Annotated in this window: 9 protein-coding genes; 8 read left to right on the forward strand and 1 reads right to left on the reverse strand. The window is 39.1% G+C overall.

Annotation, left to right across the window (positions count from 1 at the left end; translation table 11 throughout):
* Window positions 1-130: 130 nt before the first annotated feature.
* The 4 genes from SJ312_RS16165 to SJ312_RS16180 all read left to right on the forward strand — a co-directional run bounded on the left by SJ312_RS16165 (window position 131) and on the right by SJ312_RS16180 (window position 5229).
* Entirely contained in the window at window positions 131-1549 is a 1419-nt protein-coding gene (locus SJ312_RS16165; RefSeq protein ID WP_110592630.1) for an MBOAT family O-acyltransferase, read from the forward strand.
* Complete coding sequence (locus SJ312_RS16170) at window positions 1536-2705, forward strand: DUF459 domain-containing protein (protein WP_094961456.1); 1170 nt, start codon at window positions 1536-1538, stop codon at window positions 2703-2705. Before SJ312_RS16165 ends, SJ312_RS16170 begins: the two co-directional genes overlap by 14 nt.
* Window positions 2677-3903: an SGNH/GDSL hydrolase family protein gene (locus SJ312_RS16175; protein ID WP_319868083.1), complete on the forward strand. Its 1227-nt coding sequence runs from the start codon at window positions 2677-2679 to the stop codon at window positions 3901-3903. Before SJ312_RS16170 ends, SJ312_RS16175 begins: the two co-directional genes overlap by 29 nt.
* Window positions 3904-4410: 507 nt before the next feature.
* Complete coding sequence (locus SJ312_RS16180; RefSeq protein ID WP_153673226.1) at window positions 4411-5229, forward strand: helix-turn-helix domain-containing protein; 819 nt, start codon at window positions 4411-4413, stop codon at window positions 5227-5229.
* A gap of 58 nt (window positions 5230-5287) precedes the next feature.
* On the opposite strand, the gene SJ312_RS16185 is transcribed toward SJ312_RS16180, so the two are convergent.
* The gene (locus SJ312_RS16185; protein WP_319868084.1) at window positions 5288-13066 is read right to left on the reverse strand and encodes an Ig-like domain-containing protein; all 7779 of its coding nucleotides are present in this window, start codon (window positions 13064-13066) and stop codon (window positions 5288-5290) included.
* A 223-nt stretch (window positions 13067-13289) separates the two neighbouring features.
* Here SJ312_RS16185 and SJ312_RS16190 point away from each other — a divergent pair, with 223 nt between their 5' ends.
* The 4 genes from SJ312_RS16190 (at window position 13290) to SJ312_RS16205 (ending at window position 17075) form a co-directional block, all read left to right on the forward strand.
* Window positions 13290-13448 (forward strand): hypothetical protein, encoded by a 159-nt coding sequence (locus tag SJ312_RS16190; protein ID WP_319868085.1) that lies wholly within the window; start codon window positions 13290-13292, stop codon window positions 13446-13448.
* Window positions 13449-13695: 247 nt separating this feature from the next.
* On the forward strand, window positions 13696-14613 hold the full coding sequence (locus SJ312_RS16195; protein WP_262411012.1) for a hypothetical protein: 918 nt from the start codon (window positions 13696-13698) through the stop codon (window positions 14611-14613).
* Window positions 14614-14617: 4 nt separating this feature from the next.
* A complete protein-coding gene (locus SJ312_RS16200; RefSeq protein WP_319868086.1) occupies window positions 14618-15844 on the forward strand; it encodes a TolC family protein in 1227 nt (408 codons plus the stop codon).
* Window positions 15825-17075, forward strand: a complete 1251-nt coding sequence (locus SJ312_RS16205; protein ID WP_110592521.1) for an HlyD family efflux transporter periplasmic adaptor subunit — start codon at window positions 15825-15827, stop codon at window positions 17073-17075. Before SJ312_RS16200 ends, SJ312_RS16205 begins: the two co-directional genes overlap by 20 nt.

Raw genomic sequence — 17075 nt, forward strand, 5'->3', positions numbered from 1 at the left:
TAGCCAACAAAGTCACCGCTCGAAATATGACGAGCAATACGACAAGCAATATTCTGATTGCATAGAAAAAGAGATCAAATATCATATACCCTAACCTTCTAACAAAATAATTAACATCTTTGAGTCTAATATGAATTTCTTCTCTTTTGAGTTTCTTGGCTCTTTCTTGATTTTTTTTCTTATTTATTGGGGTTGTCAGCCCAGTGCAAAGTTACAAAATGGCTTATTAATCACTGCTAGCTATTTTTTTGTTTATTCATTTAGTCCTGACTTTGCTTATATCTTATTTAGCTACACACTGATTATTTATTTGCTTACCAACGTGGCAACCAATTGGCTCTCTAGTCGATGGATATACGGTATTCTTACCGCTGTCATTGTTGGCTTCTTTACCACCTTTAAATATTACTCATTCTTCCAAGAGACTATTCAGCAAACACTCGATAAATTTGGTTTTAGTGTTGGTCTTCCTATATTGGAAATACTCGCACCACTTGGACTCTCATTTTATGTATTCCATTCGGTAAGCTATACGGTATCAGTTTGTCGCAAAGAAATTCCTAAAGCCGATTTCTTTGATGTAACATTGTATCTTGCATTTTTTCCGAGCATCGTCGCAGGGCCAATCAACCGCGCGAAGAACTTTCTTCCCCAAATACAAGCGGAAAGCCGTGAGATTTTAGATCCTCGAAAAGCGATATTGCTTATTTCATTAGCACTAGTGAAATTGTTTTTATTTAGCTCTTACTTGTCTGAAAATTTTGTAAATCCAGTCTTTGATTCTCCCGTGGGTTACAATGCGGGAGAGATCCTAGTAGCAACCTATGCCTATGCTTGGAATATTTACTTTAACTTCTCAGGTTATACCAATCTGGTGACGGGAATCGCGTTATTATTAGGATTTAGAGTCCCTGTTAACTTTAATGCGCCTTATTTAGCTGCAAATTTAAAAGAGTTTTGGGCCCGTTGGCACATCAGCTTATCTACATTTATTCGCGACTATGTTTATATCCCCCTAGGCGGTAACCGCAAAGGTTTTAGCCGTATGAATACCAATGTATTCCTTGCGATGGTCATTTCAGGGTTATGGCATGGTGCAGCAATGACATTTGTAGTTTGGGGAGCCATTCATGGATTAGGAATTGTGCTACTCAATCTTAAGAGTTTATGCATGGAAAAATTAGGATGGACCCAAGTGATTCCTAATAAAACATTATCCGTTTGGGTGTCACGAATTATTACTTTCCATTTTGTCTGCTTTGCATGGATTTTCTTCCGTAGCCCCTCATTTGATGATGCCCTGTTAATGGCCAATCAAATCATTGCACCTGGTTTTATTGCTTCAATTAATGCAAGCCTAGGCTTACTAATCGCATTTTGGCTACTATTGATTACCTACCCTTATTTTGTACAAGGCTACCATTATGTGGCAAAAAAATACCAAACCATTCCTTGGTATTATTATCCTATTCCGCTCGCGATTATTCTAACTATTATGTTTATGCTTTCTCCTTCAGGTATGCCGGGGTTTATTTATGCTAACTTCTGAGTTTAAAAATACCCTAATCAAAGTTGGGCAGATTTTATTTATTGTCCTAATTGCTGGCCTATTATTAATTTGGTTGAATCAAAGCTCACTAGAACGATTTTGGCAGCAAAAATATCACCAAGATACCCCATGGGCAAAAATGGCAGGGAATCCTATCTGGGATTATGGTGCTTATTTACATGATGGTGCGCTTGAAGCAGGAAGCTTATTCACTTATTACGCATCAGGGCAAAAAGCGCAGGAAGACAAACAAGCCGCAGAGCTTGAACTGGCCAATAAAGATAAAAAACTCAGTTTCCCCAAAGAGTTTCAAATTGGTCTTCATTTCGTAAATGGCTATATTTATCCAGCTGAAAGCTTATCGATTACTTTCCCTGAGCGGCTTAAACGACCACAAGTTAGAGAGAAAAACCAGAAAATTAACTTTGGTGGTTTTACAATCAAAAAAGATCAGCCAATCGTGGCAAAACATATTGCCAATATCGAAAAGGGCCAACAAGTCCTGTTCGCGGGGGACTCCATGATGCAAGGCGTCGCTCCACATGTTAAAAACATGCTCTTGAAAAAATATAATATCGATAGCATTAATCTAAGCAAGCAAAGTACAGGACTGGCGTATCCACGCTTTTTCAATTGGCCCCAAACCATTGCTAAGGCATTGAATGATAACCCCAACATTAAGGTTTTAGTCATTTTTTTAGGACCTAACGACCCTTGGGATATGCCACCACAGACGGGTTATAAATACGTCAAATTTAAAAGTGAAGATTGGGAAAAAGTGTACCGTGAACGAATTGGTGATATAATATCGACCGCTCGCCAGCACAATGTTGATGTTATTTGGGTTGGGCCTCCTAATATGCGTAAAAATACGCTCTCCGATGGCATGAAATTCTTAAGTAGCCTCTACCAATCTGAAGTTGAAGACAACGGTGAAATTTACTTTTCGGTCAATGATGTCTTTAAATATAAAGGCGATACCTATTCTGACTATATCGGTGATGCGAGTAGTACCATTAAATTGCGAAGTGGTGACGGGATCCATTTCAGCGGAAAAGGTCAACAATTGATCGCTGAAAAAGTATTCTCACTCATTCATTTCGAAGAAGAGGAAGAAAAGGAACCTCATGAAACTGAACAAACTGTGTCAAGCTAAGTCCAAAATATTGGCGGGTAGCGTGATTGCGCTTTTGTCGCTGGGCTTATTGTCTTGCCAGAACACATCAGACAAAACTCGCACGACTAGCCTGCCTAAAGGCCAGCCAGTCGTTGCACAAGGGCAGTTGGTCAATAACGCAGAGCCTAATTTGCCGCAGTTGGCAAATAAGTTGCGCCAAGGCAACCAACAAGTTCACATTGTCCAAATTGGTGATTCACATACAGCCGCTGACTTTTTCAGCGGTAATTTAAGAACATTATTTCAGCAACGTTATGGTGACGCGGGCCCAGGCTTCATTCCTCCGATTTCGGTACCTGGGCAACGAACAGCGACCATTAACCGTATGAGCGAAAAGAAAGAGTGGTCACTGGCTTCAAGCCGCAAAGATGAACGCTTTGATTACCCACTTGGTGGGCTAATTGCCGAGCCACAAGCAGCCAACAGTAAAGTAGTGCTCAAGCCTTTACAGCCTGCGCTAGGTGCTTATCAGCTACAAACTCTATACCAAAGCACAAGTGACTCACAAATGCGTGTCGCTCCTGCCGTCTCCCCCAATGTTGCATTGCCAGCCACAGGCAACCAGTGGGTATTTTCGTCCCCTGTAAATACCCAGCTTCCAGCCCAAGTTACTGTTAATAAAGGTGATAGGTTGAAAATTGGTGGGTGGTTAGTGCGTTCGCAAAAACCAGGAGTAATGTTTTCAGCTCTTGGGCTCAATGGTGCAACACTGAGTATGACAGATAAATGGCAACCACAATGGAGCGAAACCTTAGCTCAAATGTCCCCTGATATGGTGATTTTAGCCTATGGAACCAATGAAGCTTTTAACGATACATTAGATTTAGCCGCTTACGAGCAAAATTTACGCGCCAAAATTCGCTTAATTCGCCAACAAATGCCAAATAGCGTTATTTTACTTATCGGCCCGAATGATTCACTTAAATTTAATGATGCGGCGAGTTGCCAAGCTCAGATGCCAGTGAATTTAACGAGTGTGATTCAAATTCAAAAGGCGGTTGCCGCTCAGGAAAATACGCTATTTTGGGACTGGCAAGCCTTCATGGGTGGCCCTTGTTCAATTCGCACATGGGCAGCACAAGATTTAGCACGACCTGACAATGTGCACCTCTCCGTCGAAGGTTATAAGAAGAGCGCACAAGGCCTATATAGTCAGTTAAACCAAATATTGAATTGATTACTGGTCCAACGCACGATAAGGCAGAAGTATATTCAACGTACTCTGCCTTTTTATTTACTCCTACTATTTTTTAATGTTAAGCACCTAATAGTTATCATTTCACTTTGTTTTTTTCTTACTTATCTTTTTTTTACTCTAAAAACATAATTCCAATATTAAAATAAAAATAATTATTTTAAATAAAAACAATGAGTTAAAATAATGACTCTCGGAATATTACTGACTCGTTAAGAATTTATTGTTCTCTCTCAAAAACATAAAAAATCGTGACCAGTAATTAAATCAATATACCCTATATAAAATTAGTATCCCTGCGTTCCTTTTAATAAACCACATCGCTATACACTGAAGTTTATTAAGTCAGGAAGTAATAACAAATCGATCTTTCAGCTTATGCAAGCTCAAGGTTTGTTGTTAAAAATATGGAAGCCGTGAACAATTCTTTGACACAACCAGAATAATTTTACGGTAATAATCGTAGGTAATATTTATTTAGGTTCAAAAATGTCGACTAATTTCTGTATTAAATCGTTTCATACCTATATTGAAACCCTATCAAATAAAATAAAAAATAGCTTTTATCTAACTCACTCTCTACTATTTAAAGTGAGGTCTGGCGAAATTGAAATACGGATAGAAGAAGGCCCATGGCAAATACTAACGGCTGCAGATATCTGTTTTCTCCCCAAAGGATCTTCAATTGAGATAATCAATCTTGATAATCACAATCTGCTGGCTGTAGATGTACTTCCAATGACCACCGATATGTTAAAATCCTTTTACCAACAGCATGCAGCATTATTTATTAATAAGAAAAAGACACACTCAATAAGCCAAATTTGTTGTACTAGCTTACAAGAAAACCCGATTATTGAAGATGTATTTCATTCTGCAATTAAAGAAGCTAACTCACCGACCAGCCATAATGTTATTCATATTCATTTAAACTTTATTCTATCATTTTTTTTACTGGTGAATGAATTTACCTCTACATTATATGCCTCAATGAATATCTCGATAAAAGATAAAGTGTATGACTTAATTTTTCATAGCGCAGGTAAACAATGCCTTACTCTAGATACTATCGCAAAAAAACTCCATATGAGTCCTTCAACCCTTAAACGACGACTAGCCAGTGAACATACAAGTTTTTCCAAAATTAGCTTAATGTCCCGAATGAACAAAGCAATGATATTATCTAGAACAGAAAATATGCCTATGACACGTATCGCCCAAGAAGTCGGCTATGATGATGTCCCTTATTTTTTACTGGCATTTAAAAGTTTTCATGCGCAGCCAAGCTTCCCCCATTCCTTGATTTAGTACTTTATTCACCTTTAAACTTTAGCCTTACCATTTTCATGGTAGGGCTATTATTCAATTAAAAATAGTGTTCCTCGATATCAGATGGAAGCGCTAAGGTATCTATTGGCGGGATATCGACCTGAGTACCGCCTGTATTATCTATTGGCCTTACAGTTGCATCGGGCAAATCGGAATAAATAGTAAGATTACCTTTAACCTGTGCCTGATTTCCTGCCTGATCATATACATTAACTTCATAGTCATGCACACCTTCAGCTAATGGGTTCAATACCGATATTTCCCATTGACCCAGTTTATTCGCTTTTTGTTCATAGGTATGATTATCAATGGTTAAAAATACATGAGTGTCTGGCTCCGTTGTCCCACTGAATTTTGGCGTATTTACATTGGTTATATCATCGCCTTTTTCACCAGAGTCAGTCATAACATCTAAGCCACTAACAAGCTCAGGGGCTTTGGTATCAATAGTCACCTTTCCTGATTGCTGTGCCTGATTACCCGCTTTGTCATATGCATTAATTTCATAGTCATGCACACCTTCAGCTAATGGGTTCAATACCGATATTTCCCATTGACCCAGTTTATTCGCTTTTTGTTCATAGGTATGATTATCAATGGTTAAAAATACCTGAGTGTCTGGCTCCGTTGTCCCACTGAATTTTGGCGTATTAATATTAGTTATATCATCGCCTTTTTCGCCAGAGTCAGTCATAACATCTAAGTGACCAACAAGCTCAGGGGCTTTAGTATCAATCGTCATTTGCCCTGTAAGCGCCTGCCTATTTCCCACGGCATCTTTAACTTCAATACGATAATCATAGGTTTTATCAATCAAGGCATCAGTAACAGATATCGCCCATTTTCCTTTTTCATCCGCCACCCCTTGATAGATTTTACCGTCAATTTCAAGCGCAATAACTGCCTCAGCCTCTGTCACCCCACTAAATTTTGGCTTATTGATATTCGTTATATTATCGCCCTTGTGGCTTGAGTCAGTGGTGTTATTTAGCCCCCCTAAAATTTCTGGCGCTTGAGTATCAACAGTAATTTTTCCGGTTAAATTGTCTGTCCCTAAGTTCCCCGCAATGTCAGTTACCCTTATATGATAATCATGTGTCCCATCGATTAGTGGTTCTGTTAACGTAAAGCTCCACTCCCCTTGTTTATCAACAAGGATATTCGTGTAGATCTCTTGACCAACTGTGATTTCCAAATAAGTGCTAGGCTCTGCAATCCCAGCAAAAGTCGGCCTCGTCATACTGGTTAAAATATTCTGTTTAGTGCTGGAGTCTGTAGGGTCCACCACACCACCAATAAGGTAGTCAGGTGCTAATGTATCAATAACCAATTGCCCAGAAACTTGTCCTTTAATACCTTTAATATTATCAATCGCAAAAATGACATAATCATGAAGACCGTCACCCAATTCAGTATCTACCTGGATCGTCCACTCTCCTTTCTCATTGGCGGTAGTTTCAAAAATTGATGTAACTTTATTATCAAACACTAATCGAATTGTCGCATTTGGTTCGGTAATTCCACTAAATGTAGGCTTATTTACATTGGTGCAGTCATCGCCCTGAATACCTGAGTCTGAATCTTCTTCTAATTCCCCACTCACTGAGGCGACTGTTTTCACAATAAAGTTACCAGAAACTTTGTTCTGGTTTATTTGTCCAAGCACATCCACTGCTTCTATTTCATAGAAATGCACGCCATCAGCAAGTGCTTCATTATCAGGCAATTTAATCTGCCAATTACCATCATAATCAGCGGTAGTACGATATATATTTCCATTGATCGTCAAGCGTACTTCCGAATTAGCTTTGGTTGTTCCATTAAATGTTGGTTGGTTAACATGAATAGTGCCGCCATTTGATGATTGTTCGTCTAATACCGCATTCAATACTGGCGGGGTAATGTCATATACCAAATCAAACTCAAACTGCGTTTCACGATTAGCTAAATCCTTTGCCGTAACCGATAATTGAATTTTTTCACCATCCTTAATACCTACAGGAACAACATCACTAGGTAATTTCAGCTGCCAACTCCCCTGATTATTTGCCTTTGTCGTACCAAGTGTTTTTCCATTTATGTCTTTGATGGTAACTAGGCTTGCGACGCTTGTAGTCCCCGTGAGTGTTAAATCATTTTGGTTGAAAAGTAATTTGCCATCTTTCTCAGAAATTAATTGTTTATCATTCACACCAAATTCAATACTTGGGGCAGTCTTACCGGATTCATCACTGAGCACTTTAATAATTACTTCATGCTCAGTTTTATTACCCGCGATATCAAATGCAGTTATTTTTGCCACATGCTCGCCGTCAGGTAATGCCAGCTCATTAGCAAAAACTGTTTTAGAGCCATTATATTTAGTTTTTAGCTTATTATGTCGAGTCGTTTTTCCATTCACGTTTATCAAGTAATAATCCATATTTCCATTATAAGTGAAAACCAATTTAGGATTGGTTACATTCGCAACTTGTGTACCCGCATGAAGTTGCTCCTCAGCAACCTGAAAATGATTAAATATGGGTGCCTTAGTGAGGATATTAAGTGTTGTTTGCCCAACTGAAACTGTACCATCGTCTTGGATAAAACTAATATGGTAAGCGCCATCCCCTTTAATCGGTACTTCGAAGCGCCACTCTCCCTGATCATTGGCTTGAATAGGATAACTATTACCATTTACTTTGGCTGAGATCGTGCCACCGGCTGTTATTTTGCCTTTATAAACGGGTTTTTTATGATTGGTATAGTGGTTACCGATTTGGCCAGAATCTGTATCTGGGTCAAGGTAAAACTTGAAATCACTGATAAATACAGAAGAAGATACTTCCCTTACCGAACCATAAACATCTTTAAATGTGAGAGTATAGGGGACTTCTCCTAAAGGAAGCTGGACATCGTCGGGGACTTTGAAATTCCATGAGCTTCTGCTTTTACCAAAAGCTATTGAATAAGTTTTTCCACCAATAAAAATGGTCCCTGCAAGCTCATCTCTATCCGACGAACCTACAATCTTTCCCTGTAACTTTGGGGAACGACTTGAGCTTAGTGAGTTATCAACTTCCCCAGTACTACTCGACTCTGCCGCAACTTGAAATGCCACATTTAAAACGCAATCCTTTATTTGAATCCCTTTTTCTTCAATCACCTTTTCTGTCGTCAACCCAGCTGGAGACGTTGCAATTAATACCAAATTATCAAGGTCATAACGGCGATCCACTTTAAGAAAACCTGGCGGTAAGCTAAAAGACCAATTTCCATTTTTATCAATGTCTGAGATGGAGAAAATATGCTCATCCTTCTTACTCAGTCTAAACTTAAATTGTAAACTTGAACCAGGGGTTACTTTTCCTTGAAAAGTCGCCATCAAATCATTAGTCGATTTCTCACCATAAAATTTACCTTTATTCCAAGGTGAAGCCAGAGCAGCATCGGTAATCTCCGGTTTACTCGAATTAATCGTCAGTGTATCTATTTTTTCAAATTGATTATTTGCTGTATCCGTAACAACGATTTTATAATCACCAATAAAATCTTTTGGTAATTCATTGGGTAAAGATAAACTCCAGAAACCGTTGTTATCAACAACTGTCGAAACCGACTCATTATTTAGTTCCAGAGTGATTTCACTCCCCGGCTCACTTTTTCCTGTAAATACAGGTTTACGATGTGCAGTAATAAAGTTTCCTTTGGTTCCAGTATCCGTTTCTGTACTTAGTTCAATTGTGGATACAGGAGCAGTAGTATCTATAAAAATATTCCCAGAAATATCCTTTGTTTGCCCATTTATTGGGTGTTCCGCCGTCACAAGATACTGGCAATTCCCTTCCGCGAGCTCTTTAACTTGGATTTCCCAATTTCCAGTGACTTTATCTGCCAATGTAGAGAAACTTTCATTCCCGATTGTCAGTCTAACTTTAGCCCCCGCCGTGGCGTTCCCTGTAAATTTAGGCACTTTAATATTGGTGATATAATCACCTTGCTTTCCACTATCATACGCAGCATCTAATGTGGCGGTTAGAGTCGGGGGGTGAATGTCTCCAGATCCTACTGATGAGGGCAGGTATGTAAAACTCTGACTAATTGTCTCTTTGTTACCAGCAGGCTCCTCTGCGATGACCTTGTAGTGATTATCCTTGCCTTCATTCGCATCAACATCAAAAATCAGAGACCATTTTCCTTGGCTATCGGCGTAAGCCGTTTTAATTTGTCCTTTAAACTCAGCGGTAATTTTACTTTCGGGGTCAGCTTCTCCACTAATTTGTGGTCGTTTTAAGTAGGTTATCAACGCATTCGAATTGTCTTGGCTCGCAGGGTCTAAGTGTGCAATCAGCGTGATATTGCTATCCACGGTAAACTGCCCGCTGGACATCCCGATATTTCCGACAGTATCGGTCACACTCACTTGATAATCATACTCACCGTCTTGATTGACTGCGGGTAATGCCACTTGCCACTGCCCGTCTTTATCGGCAAGGGTGCTGTACTCCTGCCCCGCAAACTGGATCACCACCGCCGATTGCGGTTTGGTTATCCCTTCCAGGGTGACCGCTTGGTGCTGCGTAAGATTGTCCCCTTTGGCACCGGAGTCGCTGCTTTCGGTGAGCTTCGCAGTCGCAGCCGGTAGCGTCGTGTCGACCCATACCGTCTCGCTGATTTTCTCGCTATTTCCCGCAATATCGGTGACCTGCACCTTGAGCAAGTGGCTTCCCGACGCGAGTGCCGAGGTGACCATAATCGACCAAGCGCCCTGTGCATCGGCCACCGTTGAGTAAATTTCTCCACTCAGTGAAACCTGTATCGTCGCGTGGGGCTCGGATTGCCCGGATAATGTCGGGAGCGGTTGGTTAGTCATCAAATCAGACTGGTTATTGAGTTGTAACGTCGTGGGTTGCAATGTGGTTTTTATCTGCACGGACTCTGTAACCACGGTGCTATTGCCTGCCACATCCGTGGCTTTCACCGTATAATCATAGGTGCCATCCGTGAGTGTTTGCTGGACGACGATAGTCCAATCCCCATCGCTATCCGCTGTCGTGACCACGTGTTGCCCGTCAATCGTCAACTCGACACGGCTTCCCGCTTCCGCCTTGCCTGAAAAATGCGGACGCGACTCTTGAGTGATATGGTCGCCAACCTTGCCACTATCAGACAGTGTATCAAGGTGGACCGATAGGCTATCCACCTGAGTATCAACAATAAACTGCCCGCTGGACATCCCGATATTTCCGACAGTATCGGTCACACTCACTTGATAATCATACTCACCGTCTTGATTGACTGCGGGTAATGCCACTTGCCACTGCCCGTCTTTATCGGCAAGGGTGCTGTACTCCTGCCCGGCAAACTGGATCACCACCGCCGATTGCGGTTTGGTTATCCCTTCCAGTGTGACCGCTTGGTGCTGCGTAAGATTGTCCCCTTTGGCGTCGGAATCGCTGCTTTCGGTGAGCTTCGCAGTCGCAGCCGGTAGCGTCGTGTCGACCCATACCGTCTCGCTGATTTTCTCGCTATTTCCCGCAATATCGGTGACCTGCACCTTGAGCAAGTGGCTTCCCGACGCGAGCGGCGAGGTGACCATAATCGACCAAGCGCCCTGTGCATCGGCCACCGTTGAGTAAATTTCCCCACTCAGTGAAACCTGTATCGTCGCGTGGGGCTCGGATTGCCCGGATAATGTCGGGAGCGGTTGGTTAGTCATCAAATCAGACTGGTTATTGAGTTGTAACGTCGTGGGTTGCAATGTGGTTTTTATCTGCACGGACTCTGTAACCACGGTGCTATTACCTGCCACATCCGTGGCTTTCACCGTATAATCATAGGTGCCATCCGTGAGTGTTTGCTGGACGACGATAGTCCAATCCCCATCGCTATCCGCTGTCGTGACCACGTGTTGCCCGTCAATCGTCAACTCGATACGGCTCCCCGCTTCCGCCTTGCCTGAAAAATGCGGACGCGACTCTTGAGTGATATGGTCGCCAACCTTGCCACTATCAGACAGTGTATCAAGGTGAACCGATAGGCTATCCACCTGAGTATCGACAATAAACTGCCCGCTGGACATCCCGATATTTCCGACAGTATCGGTCACACTCACTTGATAATCATACTCACCGTCTTGATTGACTGCGGGTAATGCCACTTGCCACTGCCCGTCTTTATCGACAAGGGTGCTGTACTCCTGCCCCGCAAACTGGATCACCACCGTCGATTGCGGTTTGGTTATCCCTTCCAGGGTGACCGCTTGGTGCTGCGTAAGATTGTCCCCTTTGGCGCCGGAATCGCTGCTTTCGGTGAGCTTCGCAGTCGCAGCCGGTAGCGTCGTGTCGACTAACAGGCTTTGGATAAAAACCCCCTGATTTCCTACGCTATCTGTTACCTTAACATTTAATATATGTGAGCCATCAGCTAAGTTATCACTGATAGTGAGTGACCAATCACCCTGTTCATTCGCCTTAGTGAAGTACTCTTTTCCAGCTACCTTAACGATGATATTGGAATTCGAATCTGTTTTTCCCGTAAGCGTTGGCTTTACTTTGCTGGTCAAAAAAACCGTTGAGTTATCAAGCAGTACACTAGCATCTGGTTTTGATGTTTTGATAGTAACGCTCTCAGTGATGATTTTTTGGTTACCAGCAGGATCCACGGCAGTGACTTGGAAGTTTGATACTCCATCGGCCAATGGTTTCTCGACTGTTATTCGCCACGTACCTTTATCATCAGCAATTGCCGATAATGTTTGTCCTGCAATCGTTAGCGTTACCGTACTACCAGCTTCAGCTTTCCCTATAAAAGTAGGAACTTGCTTGTTAGTTAGTCTCTCCGCCGACGTTTCGGTATCCGAATGCCCATCAAGGCTAACAGAGAGATTATCAAGCTGAGTGTCGACTTCAAATTGGCCATTCACCGTCACAGGCTTACCTTCACCGGAAAAAGCAACTAATGAATATTCATATACTTTATCTTCTAACGGTTCAGTGATTTTTAATGACCACTTTCCATCTTTATCCGCTGTGATCGAATATTTGTTATCATTAATCGTTAGATAACCCTGACTATCAGGAGAGATAACCCCAGTAAATATTGGTGTATTAATATTCGTAATATTATCCCCCCTTTTCCCTGAGTCGGACTCTTCGCTTAATTTTCCTTGAATAAAAACCTGTGTTATAGGTTTAGCTGTCTGGGAAGGTGCTAATGGTTTATTTGCAGGCTGAGAGGGTGATGAAGAACTTATTGGCATAACAACGGGTGCAGATGGTGAAGGAAAAGTTAAGTTGCTGTCTTCGACTTGTGCTTTCTCTGCTTTATTTTTTTGATTTAGCTGGTTTTTCGCTTCTGTGAGCTTTGTTAATGACGAACTTAGTAATACCTCTTTTTCATCTTTCTCAGAAGACAAGGTCTGAAGCGCCTTTTCTAATTGTTGGTTTTTTTGATTTAACTCCGCCAGTTTTTCACTGAAACTTTGTTCATCGTCTTGTCGGTTATCATATTGCTGTTCCTCACCTTCAATTTGCTCATTATTCTTTTTTGAGGCTTGGCTATCAGTATATTCAATGATGTCACTCGTCAATTGCTCTTTGATATAAATAGCATCAGCACCGACATTTAATGTTATTGATGATAGAATTTCATCTTGTGAAAGAATCTCGCCCTGCTCAGTCAATAATGTCATATTTCCTAAAATAACTTCAGACAGCCCATTTTTAATGTTCTCAATAGAACCATCTGGCTTAGTTACAATTAAATCAAGCCCTTGAACTTTAAACTTTTGGATTTCTATGCTTTTTAATTTATCTGTGATAGTTTTATCTGTCATGTTCTATATCATTATATTAATAAATGGGGTTATCAGCTATATACCCATAAGCTGCCGTTAATGAAACCGATTATATCCATTTAATTAAAAATAAAACGTCATTTAAGATAATGTGGTCTGACAATCTTTTTTTTTGAGCTCCAATTCCAGTGAGTTCATTTCAATAGCGATTATAATATAATCCTGAATTAATAAAATTGTTTCTAAAATAAAAGAATTAGATATGGAAGAAAATGATGATAACTCTGATGAAGAACTAGCCCCAATGGTTGATGGGTTAAGTGGAACACTATGTATAATTATTTTAGTTTCTATGGTGTTTATTTTCAGTGGAATGAAAACTGCAGAAACCCATATTAATTATGGACAATTAAAATTTTAAAAAATACAAATAGATATCCAAAATAAACGTCTTTATTTTAAAGGTGGAATTCATTTATCAAGCAATGAAACCTCTTTAATCAAACAAGAAATAGTTAAAAATAAAAGTAATAAAATTATTATCAGTGGTTACATCAATGATAAAATCAGCCACAGTAAAGAAAAAAACACCTACAACCTTCTTTATATGGCATCACTAATTAAGAGTCTGGGAATTAATAAAGAAATTGTTCTAAAGCAAGGAACAAGTGAATATTGCCCAGGTTGGAACTCATGCATTTATTGGGATTACAAATAACATGTATTATCTTGGATTATTTTTTTATGCCGCAACGTTTCTCGCTTGTTTTTTATTACAATCGGTACGTGAAATGGTTCAGCAATGTCTATTACTTGCCCCTGAAATCAGCTACACCATGATTGGGATTTATATTTATCCTTTAGTTATATTTTTATTTCATCGATTATTTAATAAAAATAAAAAAAGCAACTATACATTACTCTCAAACCAAACGAAATTATCTGCATCCGTTACTGTGTCATTAGGATTAATAGGAACATTTATTGGATTAACAGGGATGATCACCGCAATATCAGCATCACTTGGAGGAGAAGGTGATGTCTCAGAAAAAATGAACGCCATGATCTCATCTATCTCAATGGCACTTAATTCAATGTCCTTTGCATTCTTAACCTCTATTCTTGGGGTTTCTATTTCAGTTTTACTGTTAGTGAGTTTGAATTTCTTTCATTTCTTTTACCAAAAAGAAAATAAAAAAACTCAACAACAATCTGCAAACTACTCAGAAGAACTTAATCATATTCAAGAAACCCTGAACACATTACAGAAAGTGAATATCAATATAGCGCAAAAAATGATTTCCGTGACCGAAAGCAATGAGCTAGCAACTGATATTTCCTCACATCTTCTGGCTTTATCCTCCACAGCACAAGAACACTTAGAGGTTTTACAATCAATAAAAGAAGCTGACGATGACTGGAAAAGAAAATTAGCCGTCTACTTATTAGAAGAAAAAATAAACAAAAACAATCAGAATGAAAAAATTTCAGAAGAAATATTAAAAATAGATCAAACTACACAATGGCTAAAAGAAAATACCATTGAGAGCAGAAAAAAACTATTAACTTTATTATCAATGGAGTAAGCACATGCGTCCCATCACCTTAGGTTTATTATTAACATTATCACTACCAACTTGTAGCTTAGCCAATCAAGATGTAGAAAACTTCCAAACATTTATTGGCCGAGTATTAAAAAACTCCAATCCAGTTCAAATAAAAGCGTTAGAATTAGAAGCTGAAAACCTCAGAGCAAAACAAACAGATTATTATTATCTACCAAAAATATCCGCTTCAGGAAAAATAAAAAGCCATGATGGCAGCACTAACAGTAATATTACTGCCAGTTCATTGATCTATGACACTACGTTAAGTCACCGGTTTAATGAAAAAAATTTAAAATTAAAAATATCAGCACTTTCACTAAACAAGGAAAAAGAAGAACTTTACACCTCGACAACTAACAACTTAATTGGTATTTATTATCTCAATGAGCTAACAAAAACAACAGCTGATTTAAATAGCAATGCTAAAAGTATTTTCAAACTTATTACTCATCGCTATAAAAGTGGCATAGCAAAATACAGTGATGTTGAACAAGCTTCTTTATTGATGCAGAGGATTGAAACAGAGCTACAAAATATAGAAAAAGAGATTGAGCAATATAAGTCTAATATTGAGCTTTTATCAGGCATTACCTTTCCTTCTAAAGGTGTAACGGTTCCAAAAAATCTATTAAAAAAATTACAAGAAACTATTATTGATAGTGAAAATGCACAACAGAATAGCGAATATAACTTGCTACGTATGCAAGCTGATGCAATGAAAGAAAATGCTTATCAACAAAATCCCTTCTTAAATATTAATCTTATCGCCGAAGAACGATTTATTGATCAAGTTAGAAGTCGTAACGAGTCTTATATGGGAATGGAGGTTAAATTAAATATCTTTGACCTTGATAAAGTTCTGAATGAAAAATCTCAACTGAAACTGTATGAAGCAACAAAAGGAAAAGCTGATTATAAATATAAAGAATCCACAGCTAAAATTAAAAATTTAAAATTAATCGCTAATTCAAATTCGACTGAACTTACAGGGCTACATGAACAACGTAAGACCATGCGCTCAATAATTAAAAGCCAACAAAGGGAATATGAAATATCACAATCTTCTTTCTATGAAATGGTGAACACACTATTTGATATGTTAACAATGGAAAGGCGCATTGCTGAATTAATGATTGCTGATATGAAAAACAAAATGGAATATATCCAATTAACAGGGAAGTTAGCTGAAATTGAAACGTTATCTAAATAAACTGAACCGGGCACCTAAAAAATTAAAAATATTTCTAGGTATCACGTCATTATTTATCGGTTATATTATATTAGCTAAAATAGAAATATCCTCTCCAGGAGAGGGGATTATCTCAGGAGTCTCCAATCGACTAGAAATAGTGAGCCCGGCTTCTGGATTTATTAATCAGTTCGCTATTAAAACTGGTGATAAGGTAGAAAAAGACCAAGTTTTATTTTCCTATACTAATTTAGATGTCTTTCATCAAGAAAAAACCTTATCCGGCCTCGTTACTTTTGCTAATGAACGCATCAATGAATTAGAAGAAAACAAAAAACTGTTAAATAAAATCCTTGATGGAAGCATAAATACGGAATCTGAATATTTTTTCTTTGCAAAGGGCTTACAAAGTAAAACTTTAAGTGCCTATAGAGAACTCTATGGTCATATTCTCTTACGCATGGAGATAAGTAATTTACGAGATAAATATATCTCACAAATTAAAGAGTCTAGCGAACTAGAAAATCAAATTAACATACTGAAAAAGAAGGACTTATTATTAAAAAACGCAAGAGCTCCTGAAATTGAAAAACTCAATAATAATGCTGAAATCAGCCGCACCACCGCGCTAATAGCATCAGGTGAATTAAATGCTCAAGGGTTATTGCGAGAAATCTCACTGCAAGAAAAGAAGTATACCGCACGACTTATCGGGGAAATACAAGAAAATGAAACTTTACTTAATCGACTAAAAAAAGAGAAATTAGAAAACAGTGGTCAGATGGAATTACTGCGCAATAAAATAAGAGCGAATAGTGTGTTATCACCAGCAGACGGGATTGTATTAAGTATCGAAAAAGATTTAGAGAAAGGTTCGTATGTTGAAGCCTCAAATTTAGTGATGGTGATTAAAAAACAGCAAAGTACGCGGGTTATTGAAGGTAAAATATTAGCGAAGTATCGCCCTTTTATAGCGCCACAGCTACCAGCCAAAATTGTGGTGAACTCCCCTGGGTTTAAAAAAATCATTAACGGGAAAGTTACAAAAATCAGCGCTGATTCCTTTAGTGATAGGGAGCGGAACAGTCAAGAACGCTATTATTCAGTACAAATTACACCAGAACAAAATACGGAGCTCCTTCCAGAACATGACGGTTTGCCAGTGATGCTCTATATCTCTAGTAAAGAGATTTCAGTACTTCATTATTTAACCGCATTAATTAGCGATAACATTATATTTAACGTTTGGTGA

It is taken from the genome of Providencia sp. CIM-Carb-044, from assembly GCF_033901115.1.
In the GTDB taxonomy this organism is placed as follows: domain Bacteria; phylum Pseudomonadota; class Gammaproteobacteria; order Enterobacterales; family Enterobacteriaceae; genus Providencia; species Providencia hangzhouensis.